The sequence below is a fragment of the Rhodanobacter spathiphylli B39 genome (assembly GCF_000264295.1).
In the GTDB taxonomy this organism is placed as follows: domain Bacteria; phylum Pseudomonadota; class Gammaproteobacteria; order Xanthomonadales; family Rhodanobacteraceae; genus Rhodanobacter; species Rhodanobacter spathiphylli.
Map to the genome: position 1 here is coordinate 697,249 of NZ_AJXT01000004.1, position 18,678 is coordinate 715,926.

Consider the following 18,678-nt stretch of genomic DNA (forward strand, 5'->3'; position numbering starts at 1 on the left):
GGGATCTATTTGGAGAGTGCGGCCATGGATGGACGCTTTCGGGCTTGCCGGGCCGGGATGTCTTGCCGAAACAGGAGCTTGACCGAAGCAGCGAGCATGGACGAGCGCATCAGCCCATTCCCTCAGCCCGCGGCCGGAAGTGGCGCGGGCACCTGATGCGGCACCGGCTCGGGAATCGGGACCGGGATCGGCTTGATCAGCCGGGCACGGGCGTCGGCGGCGGTGTACCAGAGGTTCCACGCCATCACCCACATGCCCGACAGGATGCAAACGCCACCCAGCCAGCGGATCACGTACATCGGCTTGATCGCGATCAGGCTGTCCAGGAAACCGTAGGTGAGCGCGCCGTCCGGATTGGTGGCGCGCCACATCAGCGCCTCGGTGACGCCGGCGGTCCACATCGAGCCGACGTAAAGCAGGGTGCCGATCATGTGCAGCCAGAAGTGCAGCTCCATCCCCTTGCGCGAATGCATTTCCGGGCGACCGAGCGCGCGCGGGGCCATCGCGTACAGCGAGCCGATGGTGATCATCGCGACCCAGCCGAGCGAGCCCGAATGCACGTGGGCAATGGTCCAGTCCGTGTAGTGCGACAGCGAATTGACCGACTTGATCGCCATCATCGAGCCTTCGAACGTGGCGGCGCCGTAGAACACCAGCGACATCACCATGAACTTGGCGGCGGGGTCCATCCTCAGCTTGTGCCACGAACCGTTGAAGGTAAGCAGGCCATTGGCGGCGGAGCCCAGGCTGGGCATCAGCAGCACCAGCGAGAACGCCATGCCCACCGACTGCACCCAGTCGGGCAGGGCGGTGTACATCAGGTGGTGCGCGCCGGCCCACATGTAGACCGAGATCAGCGCCCAGAAATTGACGATCGAAAAACGGTAGCTCCACAGCGGCTGCTGCGCCTGCCGCGGCACGAAGTAGTACATCATGCCCAGGAAGCCGGCGGTCAGGAAGAACGCCACCGCATTGTGGCCGTACCACCATTGCACCATCGCGTCGACCACGCCGGAGTAGATCGAGTACGACTTGGTCAGCGAGACCGGGATGGCCAGATTGTTGATGATGTGCAACAGGCCCACCGCGATGATGAAGGCGCCGTAGTACCAGTTCGCCACATAGATGTGCTTGATGCGCCGGCGCGCCAGCGAGCCGAAGAACACCACGCCGAAACTGACCCAGACCACCGCGATCAGGATGTCGATGAACCACTCCGGCTCGGCGTACTCCTTGCTCTGGGTGAGCCCCAGCGGCATCGTGGTCATCGCCAGCACGCAGACCAGTTGCCAGCCCCAGAAGGTGAACCCGGCCAGCCTGGTGAAGGCCAGGCGGGCATGACCGGTGCGCTGCACCACGTAATAGCAGGTGCCCATCAGCGCCGAGCCGCCGAAGGCGAAGATCACGCCGAAGGTGTGGTCGGGGCGGATGCGGCTGAAGGTCAGCCACGAGGTCTCGAAGTTCAGCGCCGGCCACATCAGCTCGGCGGCGGCGTAGACGCCGACGGACATGCCGATGATGCCCCATACGGCGGCGGCCAGCAGGAACTGGCGCACGACCCTGTCGTTGTAATACTCGGTGTTCGGCATGGGGCTTCCCGGCTGGATAACTGCGCAATTTTAGGCGAAGCATGAGGCGCCGTATTGACTCCGATCAAGCCGCTGCGGCAATTCGTCCCTGAGACGCGCACCCAAAAAGTCCCGGAGCCGGTACGCGCGGGTTCAGCCTGCGCCGATTTGCCACGGAAGGGCAACCCCGATCGGGTATTCTTGCCGGCATCGCCGCGAACTATCGCGGCCTGTTATCCGGTTGAATCCATGAGTGAGATGGCTGTACAGAAAGCGCGCCCGGCAGAACCGGCGCAACGCCGGCCCAGCGTGGCCGTGCACGTGGGCAAGGTGAAGGTGGGTGGCGGCGCGCCGATCGTGGTGCAGTCGATGACCAACACCGACACCGAAGATCCGGCCAGCACCGCGAAACAGATCGCCGAGCTGGCCCGCGCCGGCTCCGAGATGGTGCGCATCACGGTCAACACGCCGGCCGCCGCCGCCGCGGTGCCCCGCATCGCCGAGCGGCTGGCGATGATGGGCGTGGAGGTGCCGATCGTGGGCGACTTCCACTACAACGGTCATCTGCTGCTGGAGCGCGAGCCGGCCTGCGCCGAGGTGCTGGCGAAGTACCGGATCAATCCGGGTAACGTGGGCTTCGGCAAGAAGCACGAAAGCCAGTTCGCCTCGATCATCGAGAAGGCGCTGCGCTACGGCAAGCCGGTGCGCATCGGCGCCAACTGGGGCTCGCTGGACCAGAGCATGGTCGCCGCGCTGATGGACGAGAATGCCAGGCGCGCCGATCCGTGGGATGCCTCGCACGTGGCGCGCGAGGCATTGATCCGTTCGGCGCTGGACTCGGCGGCGCTGGCCGAAAAGCTGGGCCTGCCGCGCGACCGCATCATCCTGTCGTGCAAGGTCTCCGGTGTGCAGGAGCTGATCGCGGTGTATCGCGATCTGGCCATTCGCTGCGATTACGCGCTGCACCTCGGCCTCACCGAGGCCGGCATGGGTTCCAAGGGCATCACCGCTTCGGCCGCCGCGCTGGCCGTGCTGCTGCAGGAAGGCATCGGCGACACCATCCGCATCTCGCTGACGCCCGAACCGGGCGCCTCGCGCACCGGCGAGGTGATCGTGGCGCAGGAACTGCTGCAGACCATGGGCCTGCGCTCGTTCACCCCGCTGGTCACGGCCTGCCCGGGTTGCGGCCGCACCACCAGCGAGTTCTTCCAGGAGCTGGCCAAGACCGTGCAGGAACACGTGCGCGAGCAGATGCCGCTGTGGCGGGTGCAGTACGACGGCGTGGAAAACCTCACCCTGGCGGTGATGGGCTGCATCGTCAACGGGCCGGGCGAATCGAAGCACGCCAACATCGGCATCTCGCTGCCCGGCAACGGCGAGGCCCCGGCGGCGCCGGTGTTCATCGATGGCGAGAAGGCGATGACCTTGCGCGGCGACAACATCGCCAACGAATTCGTGGGCATCCTCGATGACTACGTGGCGCGCAAGTACACCGCCCGGGCCGGTTGATCGCGGCTGCTGGAGCGGTTGGCCGGTCAATCGTCCGTGCGGCTTGCCATGCAGGGCTGGAGCAGTTCGGGCGTCAGATCCGCCCAGCTGCCGACCCGTCCGGGCAGTTGTCCCAGCCGCGCCACTTGCTGCAGGTAGTCCGCGCGGGGGATCTCGACCGCGCCCAGCCCCAGCGTGTGCGGGTTGCTGACCTGGGTGTCGAGCAGGGGAAAGCCCATCGCATGCAGCAGTTGGGCGAGGGCGACCAGCGCCAGCTTCGAGCCGCCGCTTTCGGCGCTGAACATCGACTCGCCGCAGAACAGCCGGCCGATCGCCACCCCGTAGATGCCGCCGACCAGGCGCTCGCCGTCCCACACTTCAATGCTGTGCGCATGGCCCAGCCGATGCAGTTGCACATAGGCGTCGATCATCGCCGGCACCAGCCAGGTGCCGGCGTCGTCGCGGCGCGGTTGCGCGCAGGCGCGGATCACCTGTTCGAACGCGTGGTCGACGGTGAGGCGCCAGTGCCGGCCGCGGAGTTGTCGACGCAGGCTGCGGTTGAGGCGGACGCTGGCGGTGTCGAAGGTGCAGCGCGGGTCGGGCGACCACCACAGGATCGGTTCGCCCTCGCTGAACCACGGAAAGATGCCGCGGCTGTACGCGGCCAGCAGGCGCTCGGGCGCCAGGTCGCCGCCGAAGGCGAGCAGGCCGTTGGGTTCGGCCAGCGCCTCGCCGGGATCGGGGAAGCGGTCCCGGTGATCGGCATCCAGCAGGGGCAGGCGGATCACCGGATCACCGCCTCGCGCCGGGCGTAAGGACTGTGCCTGGCGAGGTCCGCTGCATAGTCGTCGACCGCGGCGGCCTCGTCGGCAAGCGCGTTCGCCACGGCGGCACGAAAGTCCGGGTTGACCAGGTAATGGCGGGAATGCGTTCGCGCGGGCAGGAATCCCCGCGCCAGCTTGTGTTCGCCTTGCGCACCCGGTTCGAAACGCTCCAGTCCCTGCGCGATGGCGTACTCGATGCCGCGGTAGTAGCACAGCTCGAAATGCAGGCCGGGCACGTCGATCGACGCGCCCCAATAGCGGCCGTACAGCACGTTGCCGCCCTGGACGAACAGCGCCATCGCCACGATGAGAGCGCCATCGCGGGCCAGCGCCAGCTGGATGGTCGACCCCAGCCCGCCCAGCCGGCCGAAGAACGCAGGCGTCAGCGCGGCGTGGTTGCCCTTCATGTCGAACGTCGCTTCGTACAGCTGGTGCACGCGCGACCATTCCTCATCGCCCAGGCTGTCGCCGGAGCGCCATTCCACGGCCAGCCCGCTGAGGGCGACCTGGCGGCGTTCGTGCACGATGTTCTTGCGCTTCTTGTGGTTCAGCGCGGCCAGGAAGTCGGCGAAATCGCGATAGCCCCGGTTGTGCCAGTGGAACTGCACGTCCGAGCGCGCCAGCCAGCCCGGCCCGAACGCGGCCAGTTCCTGCGCGGGCAGGAAGTTGGCATGGATCGAAGACAGTCCCAGCCGCTCGACTTCGCGCCGCATCGCCTGGACCAGTTCGCGCCGCAGTGCCGGCGAACGGTCGTCGCGACCGGCGAGCAGGCGCGGGCCGGGCACCGGCGAGTAGGGCACGCCGTTGAGCAGCTTGGGGTAATACTGGCCACCGGCGCGCTCCCACGCGCTGGCCCAGCTCCAGTCGAACACGAACTCGCCGTGCGAGTTGCCCTTCAGGTACAGCGGCGCGGCCGCGACCAGCCGCTCGCCTTCATGCAGGGTCAGGTGATGCGCCTGCCAGCCCCAGTCGGGACGGATGCAGCCGCTGCTTTCCAGCGTCTGCAGGAAAGCGTGCGACACGAACGGGTTCGGTTCCGGAAGCAGTGCATCCCACGCCGCGGCAGGCAGCTCGGCGATCGCGGCGTGGAAGCGGATGTCATGCATGAGGTGGCAGGAATACCGTGTTGCGAGAGATTCGGGAAGCTGAGCGTCGTTTCCACCCTTTCGACGTCATTCCCGCTTTCGCGGGAATGACGGCTGGTCGCGGGAATGACGGCTGTTCGGATTCGGCCTCCGCTACCAAAGAATGCCCTGAACGCGATGCTCTTGCGATTCCCGATTCCCGATTCCCGATTCCCGATTCCCGGCCTAGACCACCGGCGTCTGCTGGTCGAGCCAGCGCTCGGCGTCCAGCGCGGCCATGCAGCCGAAGCCGGCCGAAGTCACGGCCTGGCGATACACGTGATCGGCCACGTCGCCGGCGGCGAACACGCCCGGCACCGAGGTCATCGTGGCCATGCCGCCCTGGCCGCTGTGGATCTTGATGTAGCCGTCGTGCATGTCGAGCTGGCCTTCGAAGATGCCGGTGTTCGGCGTGTGGCCGATCGCCACGAAGAAGCCGGTGGCCTCGATGTCGCGGGTGACGCCGGAGTTGACGTCCTTCACGCGCACGCCGGTGACGCCGCTGTCGTCACCCAGCACCTCGTCGATGGTGTGGTTCCAGACCAGCTCGATCTTGCCGGCGGCGGCCTTCTCGAACAGCTTGTCCTGCATGATCTTCTCGGCGCGCAGCTTGTCGCGGCGATGCACCAGGTAGACCTTGCGGCCGATGTTGGCGAGGTACAGCGCTTCCTCGACCGCGGTGTTGCCGCCGCCGATCACCACCACGTCCTGGTCGCGGAAGAAGAAGCCGTCGCAGGTGGCGCAGGCGGACACGCCCTTGCCCTTGAACTTCTCCTCGCTGGCGATGCCCAGGTACTTGGCGGTGGCGCCGGTGGTGACGATCAGCGCGTCACAGGTGTATTCGCCCGAGTCACCCTTGAGCCGGAAGGGCTTCTGCTTCAGGTCGACCGTGTGGATGTGGTCGAAGATCATCTCTGTGTGGAAGCGCTCGGCATGCTCGGCCATGCGCTGCATCAGCGCCGGGCCCTGCAGGCCCTCGACGTCGCCCGGCCAGTTGTCCACGTCGGTGGTGGTCATCAGCTGGCCACCCTGCTGCAGGCCGGTGATCATGGTCGGCTTCAGGTTGGCGCGCGCCGCATACACCGCTGCGGTGTAGCCGGCGGGACCGGAGCCGAGGATCAGCAGACGGCTGTGCTTGGGGGTGCTCATGGTTATAATCCTTGGGTTTGCTGGTGACTTGAGTGGCTGTTCGCTCCAGCCCACGCGGCGGTTTCATCGCCATGCGCGGGCTGACGACGACAAAGCGCACGAACCCCGGAAGGATGGGGAATACGCAGCACCGATTCAAGGTGCCGGCAGATCAACGACACCACCGCGGCGGTTGCGCGATGGATTCACAACGTGCTCCCACAGGATTCTTCTTCCATGCGTATCGGTATCCCCTCCGAAACCAAGACCCTCGAAGGTCGTGTTGCCCTCGTTCCCGCCGCCGCCGCCGACCTGGTGCGCCGTGGCCACGAAGTGTTCATCCAGTCCGGTGCCGGCCTGAAGAGCGGCTTTGCCGACGAGGCCTATGTCAAGGAAGGCATCAAGATCGTGCCGGACGCCGCGGCGCTGTACGAGGCGGGCGAGCTGATCGTCAAGGTGAAGGAGCCGATCGCCGGCGACCTGGCCCTGCTGAAGAAGCACCACCTGCTGTTCTGCTATCTGCACCTGGCCGCCGAGCCGGCGCTGACCAGGAGCCTGCTCGACATCGGCCTGACCGGCGTGGCGTTCGAGTCGGTGGAGGAACACGGCGGCCTGCCGTTGCTGCTGCCGATGTCGGTGATCGCCGGCCGTATCGCCACGCAGATCGGCACCACGCTGCTGCATCGCCCGCAGGGCGGCAAGGGCAAGCTGCTGGGCGGCATGGCCTCCACGCCGCGCGGCAAGGTCGTCGTGCTGGGCGCGGGTGCCGCCGGTGGCAACGCCGCTGCGCTGGCCGCTGCGGCCGGCGCCAACGTGGTGGTTTTCGACAAGCGCCAGGATCGCCTGGCCGAGATGATGGCGATGGGCCCGAACGTCACTGCGTTGTATGCCTACGAGTCGTCCGTGGCCGAGGAAGTGCGCGATGCCGACATCGTGGTCGGCGCCGTGCTGGTGCCCAGCGCCAAGGCGCCGCGGGTGGTCACCGAAGAAATGGTCAAGACGATGGAGCCAGGCAGCGTGCTGGTGGACATCGCGATCGACCAGGGTGGCTGCTTCGAGACCTCCAGGCCGACCACCTGGAAGGAGCCGACCTACGACGTGCATGGCGTCACCCACTTCTGCGTGACCAACATGCCCGGCGCCGTGCCGCAGACCTCGTCGCTGGCGATCTCCGCCGCGATCCTGCCGTACGTGCAGCGCCTGGCCGCCGGCAACGAATGGCGCGACTTCGAGCCGCTCAAGGTCGGCATCAACGTCGATGGCGGCAAGCTGGTGCATCCGGCGCTGCAAGGTATGCTCTGACCCTTGGCAGCCAGGAAGGGGGCACCCAAGGTGGCGCGCAGCGCAAACGTGAAGCAACAACCGAGGGAAGGCCTCAGCGAGGAGCTGAAGCGCCGGCTGCGTGAAGCCGGCGCCCTGCTGCTGCTGCCGCTGGCGGTGTACCTGCTGGTATGCCTGTTCAGCTACAACCCGCATGACCCCAGCTGGACCAATGCCGGCCAGCTGGAGCATGCGCACAATTTCGGCGGCACCGTCGGCGCGTACATCGCCGACCTGCTGCGCTGGATCTTCGGCCTGGTGGCCTACTGCTTCCCGCTGCTGCTGCTGTTGCTGGGCGTGCAGGTGCTGCGCCAGCGCGGCGACGAACGGGTGGTGCATCCATGGGAACCGGCACTGCGCCTGATCGGCTTCGTGTTCTTCTTCATCACCGGGCCGGCGCTGCTCTACCTGAATTTCCATGACAAGCCGGTGCTGCCCCAGGGCGTGGGCGGCATCATCGGCGTGTGGGTCGGCGATGCACTGCTCAGCGCGTTCGGCGACAAGGGCGCGCCGTTGCTGTTGCTGGCGCTGTTCCTGATCGCGGTGACGCTGGCCACCGGGCTGTCCTGGTTCCGCGTGATGGACTGGACCGGGCAGGGCGTGCTGAAGCTGGCCGCCTGGTTGCGCGGCAAGTTGCGCGAGGCGCCGCAGGCGATGGCCGCGCGGCAGGCGCGCACCGAACGCGAAGTGGTGAAGAAGGCCGACGCGGTGCGCCAGGCCAGGCGCGAGCCGGTGCGCATCGAGGCGCCCCCCGCGCCGGTGACGCGCAGCGAACGGGCCCGGCTGGAAACGCAGATCCCGCTGTTCGTCGGCGCCGCCACGCCCGGCGAGTTGCCGCCGCTGTCGCTGCTGGACGAAGCGCCGCCGCAGGGTCCCGGTTATACCGAGGAAACCCTCGAGGTCCTCTCGCGCCAGGTCGAGTTCAAGCTGAAAGACTTCAAGATCGACGTGAAGGTGGTCGGCGCCTATCCCGGCCCGGTGATCACCCGCTTCGAGATGGAGCCGGCGCCCGGCATCCGCGGCTCGCAGGTGTCGAGCCTGGACAAGGACATCGCCCGCGGGCTGTCGGTGGTCAGCGTGCGCGTGGTCGACGTGATCCCCGGCAAGAACGTGATCGGGCTGGAGATTCCCAACACGCACAAGCAGATCGTCTATCTCTCCGAGATTTTGCGTTCGGACAAGTACGACCAGCTGAAGTCGCCGCTGGCGCTGGCGCTGGGCAAGGACATCGGCGGGAAACCCATCGTGGTCGACCTGGGCAAGATGCCGCACCTGCTGGTGGCCGGCACGACAGGCTCGGGCAAGTCGGTGGCGGTCAACGCGATGGTGCTGAGCCTGCTTTACAAGGCCAGTCCCAAGGACGTGCGGATGATCATGATCGACCCGAAGATGCTGGAGCTCTCGGTGTACGAGGGCATCCCGCACCTGCTGGCGCCGGTGGTCACCGACATGAAGGAAGCGGCCAACGCGCTGCGCTGGTGCGTGGCCGAGATGGAACGCCGCTACAAGCTGATGGCCGCGGTGGGTGTGCGCAACCTGGCTGGCTTCAACAAGAAGGTGAAGGACGCCGAGAACGCCGGCCAGCCGCTGCTGGACCCCCTGTTCCGGCCCAACCCGGAGATGCCGAACCTGGCGGCCGAGCCGCTGGAGCCGCTGCCGTATATCGTGATCATCATCGACGAGTTCGCCGACATGATGATGATCGTCGGCAAGAAGGTGGAGGAGCTGATCGCCCGCCTGGCGCAGAAGGCGCGCGCCGCCGGCGTGCACCTGATCCTGGCCACCCAGCGCCCCTCGGTGGACGTGATCACCGGCCTGATCAAGGCGAACATCCCCACCCGCATCGCGTTCCAGGTGTCGAGCAAGATCGACTCGCGCACGATTCTCGATCAGTCCGGCGCCGAGGCGCTGCTGGGCCACGGCGACATGCTCTACCTGCCGCCGGGCACGGCCACGCCCGAACGCGTGCATGGCGCCTTCGTCGACGACCACGAGGTGCACGGCGTGGTGAACTGGCTGCGCTCGCAGGGGGCACCGAACTACATCGAGGGTGTGCTGGAAGAAGTGCAGGCCACCGGCGATGGCAAGTTCATCAACGACTCCGGCCTGCCGCAGGAGGGCGAGGAAGGTGGCGACGCCGATACCCAGCTGTACGACAAGGCGGTGGCCGTGGTCACCCAGACGCGGCGTGCCTCGATCTCCGGCGTGCAGCGGCATTTGCGCATCGGTTACAACCGGGCCGCGCGGCTGGTCGAGCAGATGGAGCAGGACGGCGTGGTCAGCGCGCCACAACACAATGGCAACCGCGAAGTGCTGGCGCCGCCACCGCCGAAGAACTGAGGGTGCTGTCGCGACTCCTACGGTTCGGTTAAGCCAGCACTGGCCACAATTCTTCCATCGTCATTCTCGGGGAATCCGATGAAACGCTTCATGCTCGTCCTGTCCGCTGCCGTGCTGTTGCTGAGTGCCGCGGCGCAGGCCGCCACCGGCCCGGCGCGGGCACGACTGGATGCCTTTGCCACTGGCCTGCATTCGCTGACCGGCAATTTCAGCCAGACCCTGACCGACATCAACGGCAGCACCAGCAAGAACAGTTCCGGCACGCTGGCCCTGCAGGCGCCGCGGCAGTTCCGCTGGGACACCGTGAAGCCGTACCAGCAGACCATCGTCGCCGACGGCAGCCGGGTGTGGCTGTACGACCCGGAGCTGGAGCAGGTGACGGTGCGCATCCAGAGCAGCGAGGAATCGCACAGCCCGCTCACCGTGCTGACCGACCTCAAGCAGATGGACCGGGACTTCAAGGTCGTCGAGCAGGGCGAGCATGACGGACTGGTCTGGCTGCGGCTCAGTTCCACCGCGAAGGACCCGCAGTTCGACTACGCCGACCTCGGCTTCGACGCCGATGGCCTGGCCCGCATGACGTTCCGCGACCAGCTCGGTTCCACCACCGACATCCGCTTTTCCCACTGGCAGCGCAATGCGCCGATTCCACCGGCCACCTTCAACTTCGTGCCGCCGAAGGGCGCCGACGTGATCGGCGACCTGCCGGTGATCACCACCCAGCCGCTGAAAGACTGATCCGCCGATGCCCGTCCTGCGTCAGTTGCCGGGTTGGGCCTGGGTGGGCGGCGGCGTGCTGGCCTTCATTGCCGGCATCGTCAATGCGGCCGGCTACCTCGGCTTCCGCCACCAGGCGATCACCAACCTGACCGGATCGACGACCCTGCTGGGCGCGTCGCTGGGCACTGCCGATGGAACCGAAATCGTGCACTGGGGGTTGTCGGTCGCGGCCTTCGTCTTTGGCGCCGTGCTCAGCGGCATCATCGTGCAGCAGCACACGCTCAAGCTCGGCCGCCGCTACGGACTCGCGCTGGTGCTGGAGTCACTGCTGCTGTTTGCCGCCGTGCCCCTGATGACCCGCGGCAATCCGGCGGGGATCTACCTGGCATCGATCGGCATCGGCCTGCAGAACGGCATGGCCAGCACATACAGCGGCATGGTGTTCCGCACCACCCACGTGTCGGGCATGTTCACCGACCTGGGCATCTACATCGGGCAACGCCTGCGCGGTCTGCAGGTCGATACCTTGCGCATCCGCGTCTGCGTGCTGGTGGTCACCGCCTTCACCCTCGGCGGTGCGGCCGGCGCGCTGCTGTTCAAGCTGATGCAGGAGCGCACCTTGCTGGTGCCGGCGGCGCTCACCGGCCTGTGCGGCCTGGGCTACAGCATCTACCGCCAGTACCGGATCAGCATGGAACGGCGCGCCGACGCCGGCTGATCGAGGCCGGCTTTCAACTGCGTGGGCACTGATCCTGGCCTGCTTTCAGCTGGCCAGGGCGCAGCAGTTGCGGCCGTTGCGCTTGGCCTGGTACAGCGCCTTGTCGGTGCGCGACAACCACGATTCGAAGGCTTCGTGGGGCTGCCGCTGGGCGATGCCGATGCTGGCCGTCACCATCACCGGCGAGCCGTCGTGGACCAGGGTCATGCCGGCCAGTTCGATGCGGATGCGCTCGATGATCTCGTGCGCCTGCTGCAGGTGGGTATCGGGCAGGCACAGCACGAATTCCTCGCCGCCGTAGCGGCCGATCAGGTCGGTGTGCCGGCAATGCCGCGTGATCACCTCGACTGCCTGGCAGATCACCGTGTCGCCGGCCTGGTGACCATGCGTGTCGTTGATCAGCTTGAAGCGGTCCAGGTCGAACAGGGCCATGCAGGCGACGCCGTCGGGCGACTTCTCGCTGAGCGTGCGCACCAGTTCCAGGAAGCGCCGGCGGTTGAACACGCCGGTCAGTCCGTCGGTGCTGGCCAGTTCGTCGAGTCGTCGATTGGCGGCCAGCAGCGCCCGCGTGTGCTCGTCGATCTCGCGCTGCAGTCGGCGTGCCTGATGCCGCAGGTAGAGCGTGCGCAGGTGCACCAGCAGCACGATCAGCCCCAGCAGCAGGATGGCGGCGGCGATCCGGGTGCGCGTGGTCTCGTACCAGTACGGGCTGACCTGCACCGTCAGCTGCGTCTCGGCCGTGCGCGGCTGCAGGCCCTGGGTGGTCGCCACCAGGCGCAGCCGGTAGCTGCCGTGGGGCAGGTTGGTGTAGTTGGCGCTGGGCGCGCTGCCCTTGGGGATGTCGGTCCAGCTCTGGTCGAAACCTTCCAGGCGATAGCGGTACGTCGTCTCCATCGCGGCCTGGTAGTCGAGCAGGGCGAAGTTCAGGCGCAGGTTGTGGGTGTCGCCGTCGATCCGGATGCTGCCGCCGTCGCCGGGCAGCTTGCCGAACGGCACCAGCACGCCATTGATCTCGGCGCGGGTGATCACCAGCGGGGCCAGCGCGCTGGTCGGCGGCTGCCAGTGCGGGCGGATCACGGTCAGCCCGGCCTGGCCACCGAACAGCAGTTCGCCGCTGGGTGCGCGGGCCGCGGCGATGCTGACGTAGCTGGCGATGTGCAGGCCGTCGCGGGCGCCGAGGTTGGCCACCGCCAGGGTCTGGCTGTCGATCCGCGCCACGCCGTTCGAAAGGCTGGCCCAGATCTGTCCGCCGTCATCGGCCAGCACGGTGTTGATGTTGTCGCTGGACAGGCCGTCGCCGGTGCCGATGGTCCGTGCACTCCAGGCGCCGTCGTCCTGCTGGTGCAGCACGCTGAGCCCGCCCAGCGTGCTGGCCCACACGCGCCCGTCCGCGGCGGCCATCAGCGAGCTGATGTAGTCCTGCGGCAGGCTGGTGGGGTCGCCGCGACGGTGCAGCAAGTTGGTGAAGCCGGCGGGCAGGCTGTTGCCGTGGGCAATGCTGATGCCGCGACTGGTGGCGTACCACCATTCGCTGCCCACGCGCACGATCTCGCGCACCGTGTTGCTGGCCAGGCTGGCCGGATCGCCGGCACGGTGGCCGAGGTGTTCCAGCGCATGCGTGGCGGGGTCGTAGCGGTAGATGCCGTCGTAGGTGCCGATCACCACCCGGTCGCCGTCGGGCTTCAAGCCCAGGACGGGCTTGTCGTGCAGCTCGGGCACGATCGAGTTCTCGATCGCCAGCGTGTCCGGGTCAATCCGCGCCAGGCCCTGCGTGCCGACCAGGATCGAGCCGTCGGCGGCTTCGGTGATGCTGTGCACGCCACGCTGGATCTGGCTGCCGGCCAGCAGCAGGTGCTGCATGCGCCCGGCTTTCAGGTCGATGATGTCGATGTGTCCGGCGCCCAGGCCCAGCCAGATCCGACCACGACTGTCGACGAAGATCGCGCGCACATTGGACGTGCTCAGCGCATTGGGATCCAGCGGCGAGGGCAGCAGCGAGAACGCGGTGTGAACCCCGCGGTGCGTGCGCGCCACGCCGAGATCGGTGGCGGCCCACAGATTGCCGGCACGATCCAGCAGCAGCGAACGCACCGAGTCGCCCGGCAGCGACGAATGCACCGCCGGGTCGTGGGCGATCGCGTGGGTGGCGGGATTGCCGGGCGTGTACTCGATGACGCCGTTGCCATCGGTGGCGATCCACACCTTGTCGTCGGCCACCTCCAGCATGTCGCGCACGGTGGGATGGCGTGCACCGTTGGCGTAGCCGCTGAACCCGGGCACGCCGTGCCAGTGGCCGTCGGCGTCGCGCCAGGCGGCGCCGGCCTGCACGCTGCCCACCCACAGCCGCCCCGCGTGATCCAGCAGGATGCTCCAGATCTGGTCGCCGAGCACCGTGCTGGCGTCCTGGTCGGTGGAGGCTTCGCGCACGAATGTGTCGCTGCCCGCCCGGCGCACGAACAGGCCGCTGTTGTTGCCCAGCCAGACGTTGCCTTCACGATCCTGCAGCACGCTGAAATTGCGCGCGACCGTCGCCTTGCCGGTGTCGACCCGGCGAATGACGCCGCTGGCCAGGTCCAGATGGTCGAGTCCGCCTTCGGTGGCGACCCACACGCCACCGGCGCGATCGCTGCTGATGGCGTAGACCTTGTGATCGGACAGGCCCTGCGGGCCCACCGGATACACCTTGAAGCTGTTGTCGCCCGGGTCGAACCGGACCAGTCCGCCGGCATTGGTGCCGATCAGCAGGCCGCCATCGGGCAGCGCGTACAGCGAACGCACATAGTTGTCAGGTAGGCCGGGGCTGTTGTGGTTGCGGGTACCCAGCACTTCGACGCGATACCCGTCGTAGCGAACCAGCCCGCCGATGGTGCCGATCCAGATCAGCCCGCTGCGATCCTGCACCACGGCCGTGGTGGTGGAGTGGGGAATGCCCTCGGCGATGTCCAGGGTGCTGAACCACGGCGCATCGAACGGCGACCAGGGATCGGTGCCGCTGGCCCGGGCTGGCGCGAACGCCATCAGCAGGCACAGCAACAACCCGACCAGGGTCGCGCAGCGCAACTGGAGCTTCGACCGCGTCACGGATCAAGCAGGCCGCATGGCAGGCGCGCGCCGCTTGCGCCCGCCCGCAAGGTGGTCCGCTTGAACGATTCCCCTGTAGCCGACTTCATCCCGCCCGCGCCCCCGGCCTGTCCGTGCGGACGTGGGCCGCAAGGTGCCGCCATTCTAGCGGTATTTTGCGAGTTTTCCGGAGCCCGGCCGGTGCCGGGACGATGGCTTATCATGGCCCGATGCCACGCCCGACTTCCCCCGTTTCCCCTGGCCTGTTCGCCGAACCCGAAGCGCTCAAGCCGCTGGCCGAGCGCATGCGCCCCACCAGCATCGACGAAATCGTGGGCCAGCAGCGTCTGGTCGGCCCGGACAAGGCGCTGCGCCGCGCGCTGGAAGCCGGCAAGATCCATTCGATGGTGCTGTGGGGTCCGCCCGGCTGCGGCAAGACCACGCTGGCCCTCCTGGTGGCCCGCTACGCCGACGCGGATTTCCGCGCGATCTCGGCCGTGCTGTCCGGCCTGCCGGACGTGCGCAAGGCGCTGGCCGAGGCCGAGGTGAACTTCGCCCAGGGCCGGCGCACCGTGCTGTTCGTGGACGAGGTGCACCGCTTCAACAAGACCCAGCAGGACGCGTTCCTGCCGCACATCGAACGCGGCGTGATCATCTTCATCGGCGCCACCACCGAGAATCCCTCGTTCGAGCTGAACTCCGCGCTGCTCTCGCGCTGCCGCGTGCATGTGCTGGAGCCGGTCTCCACCGCGGACATCATCGCCGCGCTGAAGCGCGCCTTGGCCGACGGCGAGCGCGGCCTCGGCGAGCTGCAGTTGCAGGTGTCCGACGCATCACTGGAGTCGATTGCCCAGGCCGCCGACGGCGACGTGCGCCGCGCGCTGACCCTGCTGGAAATCGCCGCCGAGCTGGCCCACGAGCGCACCATCGACGAAGCCACGCTGAGCCAGGTGCTGGCCGACCGCACCCGCCGCTTCGACAAGCAGGGCGAGCAGTTCTACGACCAGATCTCGGCGCTGCACAAGTCGGTGCGCTCGTCCGATCCCGACGCCGCCGTGTACTGGTTGTGCCGCATGCTCGATGGCGGCGTCGACCCGCTGTACCTGGCGCGCCGCATGACCCGCATGGCGGTCGAGGACGTCGGCCTGGCCGAGCCGCGCGCCTGGCGCATGGCGCTGGACGCGTGGGACACCTACGAGCGCCTGGGCAGTCCCGAGGGCGAGCTGGGCCTGGCCCAGCTGGCGATCTGGCTGGCGATCTCGCCCAAGAGCAACGCGGCGTACATGGCCTACAACAAGGCCCGCGACGCCGTGCGCCAGGGCGGCACGCTGGACGTGCCCATGCACCTGCGCAACGCGCCCACCAAGCTGATGAAGGGCCTCGGTTACGGCAAGGGCTACCAGTACGACCACGACGCCGAAGGCGGCATCGCGCTGGATCAGCAGTGCCTGCCCGACGAACTGGTCGGCAGCGTGTTCTACGAACCGGTCGAACGTGGCCTGGAATTGCAATTGCGCGAGAAACTGCTGGCCCTGCGCGCCGCCCGCGAAAAGGCCCGCGGCGGCTGACGGCGCTGTTGCACGCCCCCTTGCCGTCGCCGTGATGCCGGGCATAGATTCGTGCCGTCAACCGGGGAGGGGAGAACCATGCGCATACTCGTGGCGGGTCTGATCGGCGGCATCGTGATCTTCATGTGGGGCGTGCTGGCGCACATGGCGCTGGGGCTGGGCGATGTCGGCATCCAGCTGCCGGCCCACGAGGACTTGGTGTTGAACAGCCTGCACGAAGGGCTGGGCAACCAGCCCGGCCTCTACATCCTGCCGTCGCTGGACCCGAAAAGGATGGGCGACGAGGCGGTGATGAAGGCCTACTCGGCCAAGGCTGCGAGCTCGCCGTATGCGTGGGTGGTCTACCTGCCGCAAGGCGACGACATGATGCAGATGGGTCCGCAGATCGGACGGCAATGGGCATCGGACACGCTCGCCGCCCTGGCGCTGGCCTGCATCCTCGGACTGGCCGGACTGGGCTTCCGCCGGCGCATCGGCGTGGCGGCCACCGCCGCGGTGTTCGCCTGGCTGAGCACGGTGCTGCCGTACTGGAACTGGTATCGCTTCCCGCTCGACTTCACCCTGGCCGCCCTGGTCGAACAACTCGTCGGCTGGCTGCTCGCCGGCGCCGCGATGGCCTGGTGGCTGGGCCGCAGCGAACGCAAGCTCGCCAGCTAAAAAGCCGCCTGCATCTCAGTCGCGGAGCCGGTACTCCCCCTCCCTGCGACCGCAGGAAGTCCCCTTGCGGGACGGGCAGCAGGGGAGGGCCGGGGAGGGGTGAAGCCCCCACGAGATCAAGCGGCCGCCCAACGCAAGCTTGAGGCCCCAAGCCAAAAGCCTGAGCTCCGCGCCCGCGCAACCCCCTCCACGCGAACCCGCGCTGCATTGCAGCCACCACCACCACCCAGCGATAATTCCCGGTTCAAGCCTTCACCCGGACTTCGCTCATGCTGGATCCCTCCCTGCTGCGTTCGCGCCTCGCCGAAACCGCCGCACGCCTCGCCGAAACCCGTGGCTACACACTGGACGTCACCGCGGTCGAGGCGCTCGAGAACAGCCGCAAGCAACTGGCGATGGAAACGCAGGAGCTGCAGAACCTGCGCAACACCCGCTCCAAGGCGATCGGCCAGGCAAAAAGCAAAGGCGAAGATGTGGCGCCGCTGATGGCGGAAGTCGCCGGCATCGGCGACAAGCTCAAGGCCAACGAACAGGCGCTGGCCGAGGTGCAGGCCAAGCTCGCCGACATCGCGCTGGGCATCCCGAACATCCCGCACGAGTCGGTGCCGATCGGCAAGGACGAACACGGCAACGTCGAAACCAGCCGCTGGGGCACGCCCCGCACGTTCGACTTCGCGGTGAAGGACCATGTCGAGCTGGGCGAAACCCATGGCTGGCTCGACGGCGACGCCGGCGCCAAGCTCTCCGGCGCGCGCTTCACCGTGCTGCGCGGCCAGTTGGCGCACCTGCATCGCGCGCTGGGCCAGTTCATGCTCGACCTGCACACCGGCGAACACGGCTACCTCGAATGCAACGTGCCGGTGATCGTCAACGCCGACAGCATGCAGGGCACCGGCCAGCTGCCGAAGTTCGAGGAAGACCTGTTCGCCACCGAAGTGGGCGAGACCCGGCGCTACCTGATCCCCACCGCCGAAGTCTCGCTGACCAACCTGGTGCGCGACACCATCCAGGACGCCGACGCGCTGCCGCTGCGGATGACCGCGCACACCCTGTGCTTCCGCGCCGAGGCCGGCAGCTACGGCCGCGACACCCGCGGCATGATCCGCCAGCACCAGTTCGAGAAAGTCGAGATGGTGCACGTCGCCCGCGCCGAGCAGTCCTACGCGCAGCTCGAAGAGATGGTCGGCCACGCCGAAACCGTGCTGCAGAAACTCGGCCTGCCGTACCGCAAGATGCTCCTGTGCACCGGCGACATGGGCTTCGGCGCCACCAAGACCTACGACCTCGAAGTGTGGCTGCCCAGCCAGCAGACCTACCGCGAAATCTCCAGCTGCTCCAACTGCGAAGACTTCCAGGCCCGCCGCCTGCAGGCCCGCGTGCGCAACGCGGAAACCGGCAAGCCCGAACTCGTGCACACCTTGAACGGCTCCGGCCTCGCCATCGGCCGCACCCTGATCGCCGTGATGGAAAACAACCAGAACGCCGACGGCTCGATCACCGTGCCCGAAGTGCTGCGCCCGTACATGGGCGGGCTGGATCGCATCGCGTGAACACCGTGGTCGCATCGACCGGCAAGTGGGACAAGGTCGAGTTCTACACCAGCTACTTCCTGATGCTGGTGCTGCTCTCGGTCCTCGGCATGCGCCTCGGTTTCGATGGCGTATGGCAGATGCCGAAGATCGACCTGGCACTGTCGGTCATCGCACTGCTGCTGGTCATCGGCAGCTTCTGGTTCGCCCGCCACAACCGCCGCCTGCGCCTGTGCATCATCGCCTTCGCCAGCGCCACCCAACTGGTGCCGATGGTCATTCGCGAACCGGTGCTGCTGTTCCCGCTGCTGGGTGCGCTGATTCCGGTGGCGATTCTGGTGGGGTGCCTGATGGCGCTGTCGAAGAAGGGCCGCAGCGGTAGTCCGCCGCTGGGTTCCTGATAAGCTTGCACGCTTGCCGGCAGAGCAACCTGCTGGTGAAAGATTCATGGAGAGATGGCCGAGTGGTTTAAGGCAGCAGTCTTGACGCGGAGGCGGGAAGCCGAAGCGGACAGCGGCGCAGCCGCTGGCCCGAAGGGGTGGAGGGCAGGATGCCCGGAACAAAACTGCCGTAGTGGCGCGCAGAGCGCGCCTTACAGCAGACAACGAGTTCTGGAGAGATGGCCGAGTGGTTT

General features: G+C 67.5%; 14 protein-coding genes. 9 read left to right on the forward strand and 5 right to left on the reverse strand.

Going from position 1 to position 18,678, the window contains the following annotated elements:
• Nucleotides 1-122: 122 nt before the first annotated feature.
• A complete protein-coding gene (ccoN, locus tag UU7_RS03910) occupies nt 123-1,589 on the reverse strand; it encodes a cytochrome-c oxidase, cbb3-type subunit I (RefSeq protein WP_007805544.1) in 1,467 nt (488 codons plus the stop codon).
• 228 nt (nt 1,590-1,817) lie between these two features.
• Between ccoN and ispG the strand changes: the two genes are divergently transcribed.
• Nucleotides 1,818-3,077, forward strand: a complete 1,260-nt coding sequence (gene ispG / locus UU7_RS03915; RefSeq protein ID WP_040672706.1) for a flavodoxin-dependent (E)-4-hydroxy-3-methylbut-2-enyl-diphosphate synthase — start codon at nt 1,818-1,820, stop codon at nt 3,075-3,077.
• A gap of 26 nt (nt 3,078-3,103) precedes the next feature.
• Here ispG and aat read toward each other — a convergent pair whose 3' ends face one another.
• The 3 genes from aat to trxB form a co-directional block, all read right to left on the reverse strand.
• A complete protein-coding gene (gene aat / locus UU7_RS03920) occupies nt 3,104-3,844 on the reverse strand; it encodes a leucyl/phenylalanyl-tRNA--protein transferase (RefSeq protein WP_007805548.1) in 741 nt (246 codons plus the stop codon).
• A complete protein-coding gene (locus UU7_RS03925) occupies nt 3,841-4,986 on the reverse strand; it encodes a GNAT family N-acetyltransferase (protein ID WP_007805549.1) in 1,146 nt (381 codons plus the stop codon). The genes aat and UU7_RS03925 overlap by 4 nt, the downstream gene beginning before the upstream one ends.
• Nucleotides 4,987-5,190: 204 nt before the next feature.
• Complete coding sequence (trxB, locus tag UU7_RS03930) at nt 5,191-6,153, reverse strand: thioredoxin-disulfide reductase (protein WP_007805550.1); 963 nt, start codon at nt 6,151-6,153, stop codon at nt 5,191-5,193.
• Between the two features lie 216 nt (nt 6,154-6,369).
• Here trxB and ald point away from each other — a divergent pair, with 216 nt between their 5' ends.
• From ald to UU7_RS03950, 4 genes are all read left to right on the forward strand, one after another.
• Nucleotides 6,370-7,434, forward strand: coding sequence for an alanine dehydrogenase (gene ald, locus UU7_RS03935; protein WP_007805551.1), 1,065 nt, complete (start codon nt 6,370-6,372; stop codon nt 7,432-7,434).
• Between the two features lie 30 nt (nt 7,435-7,464).
• Entirely contained in the window at nt 7,465-9,792 is a 2,328-nt protein-coding gene (locus UU7_RS03940; protein ID WP_007805552.1) for a DNA translocase FtsK, read from the forward strand.
• 78 nt (nt 9,793-9,870) lie between these two features.
• The gene (gene lolA, locus UU7_RS03945) at nt 9,871-10,530 is read left to right on the forward strand and encodes an outer membrane lipoprotein periplasmic chaperone LolA (RefSeq protein ID WP_007805553.1); all 660 of its coding nucleotides are present in this window, start codon (nt 9,871-9,873) and stop codon (nt 10,528-10,530) included.
• A 7-nt stretch (nt 10,531-10,537) separates the two neighbouring features.
• Nucleotides 10,538-11,230, forward strand: a complete 693-nt coding sequence (locus UU7_RS03950) for a YoaK family protein (RefSeq protein WP_007805554.1) — start codon at nt 10,538-10,540, stop codon at nt 11,228-11,230.
• 45 nt (nt 11,231-11,275) lie between these two features.
• Here UU7_RS03950 and UU7_RS03955 read toward each other — a convergent pair whose 3' ends face one another.
• Complete coding sequence (locus UU7_RS03955; protein ID WP_007805555.1) at nt 11,276-14,290, reverse strand: ligand-binding sensor domain-containing diguanylate cyclase; 3,015 nt, start codon at nt 14,288-14,290, stop codon at nt 11,276-11,278.
• Nucleotides 14,291-14,502: 212 nt separating this feature from the next.
• Between UU7_RS03955 and UU7_RS03960 the strand changes: the two genes are divergently transcribed.
• The 4 genes from UU7_RS03960 (at nt 14,503) to UU7_RS03975 (ending at nt 18,445) form a co-directional block, all read left to right on the forward strand.
• On the forward strand, nt 14,503-15,858 hold the full coding sequence (locus UU7_RS03960) for a replication-associated recombination protein A (RefSeq protein WP_007805562.1): 1,356 nt from the start codon (nt 14,503-14,505) through the stop codon (nt 15,856-15,858).
• A gap of 78 nt (nt 15,859-15,936) precedes the next feature.
• Nucleotides 15,937-16,515 (forward strand): hypothetical protein, encoded by a 579-nt coding sequence (locus UU7_RS03965; protein WP_007805563.1) that lies wholly within the window; start codon nt 15,937-15,939, stop codon nt 16,513-16,515.
• Nucleotides 16,516-16,784: 269 nt separating this feature from the next.
• Nucleotides 16,785-18,065 carry a serine--tRNA ligase gene (gene serS / locus UU7_RS03970; RefSeq protein WP_007805564.1) on the forward strand — a complete coding sequence of 427 codons (1,281 nt, stop codon included), beginning with the start codon at nt 16,785-16,787 and terminating at the stop codon, nt 18,063-18,065.
• Complete coding sequence (locus UU7_RS03975) at nt 18,062-18,445, forward strand: hypothetical protein (RefSeq protein ID WP_007805565.1); 384 nt, start codon at nt 18,062-18,064, stop codon at nt 18,443-18,445. Before serS ends, UU7_RS03975 begins: the two co-directional genes overlap by 4 nt.
• Nucleotides 18,446-18,678 lie beyond the last annotated feature (233 nt).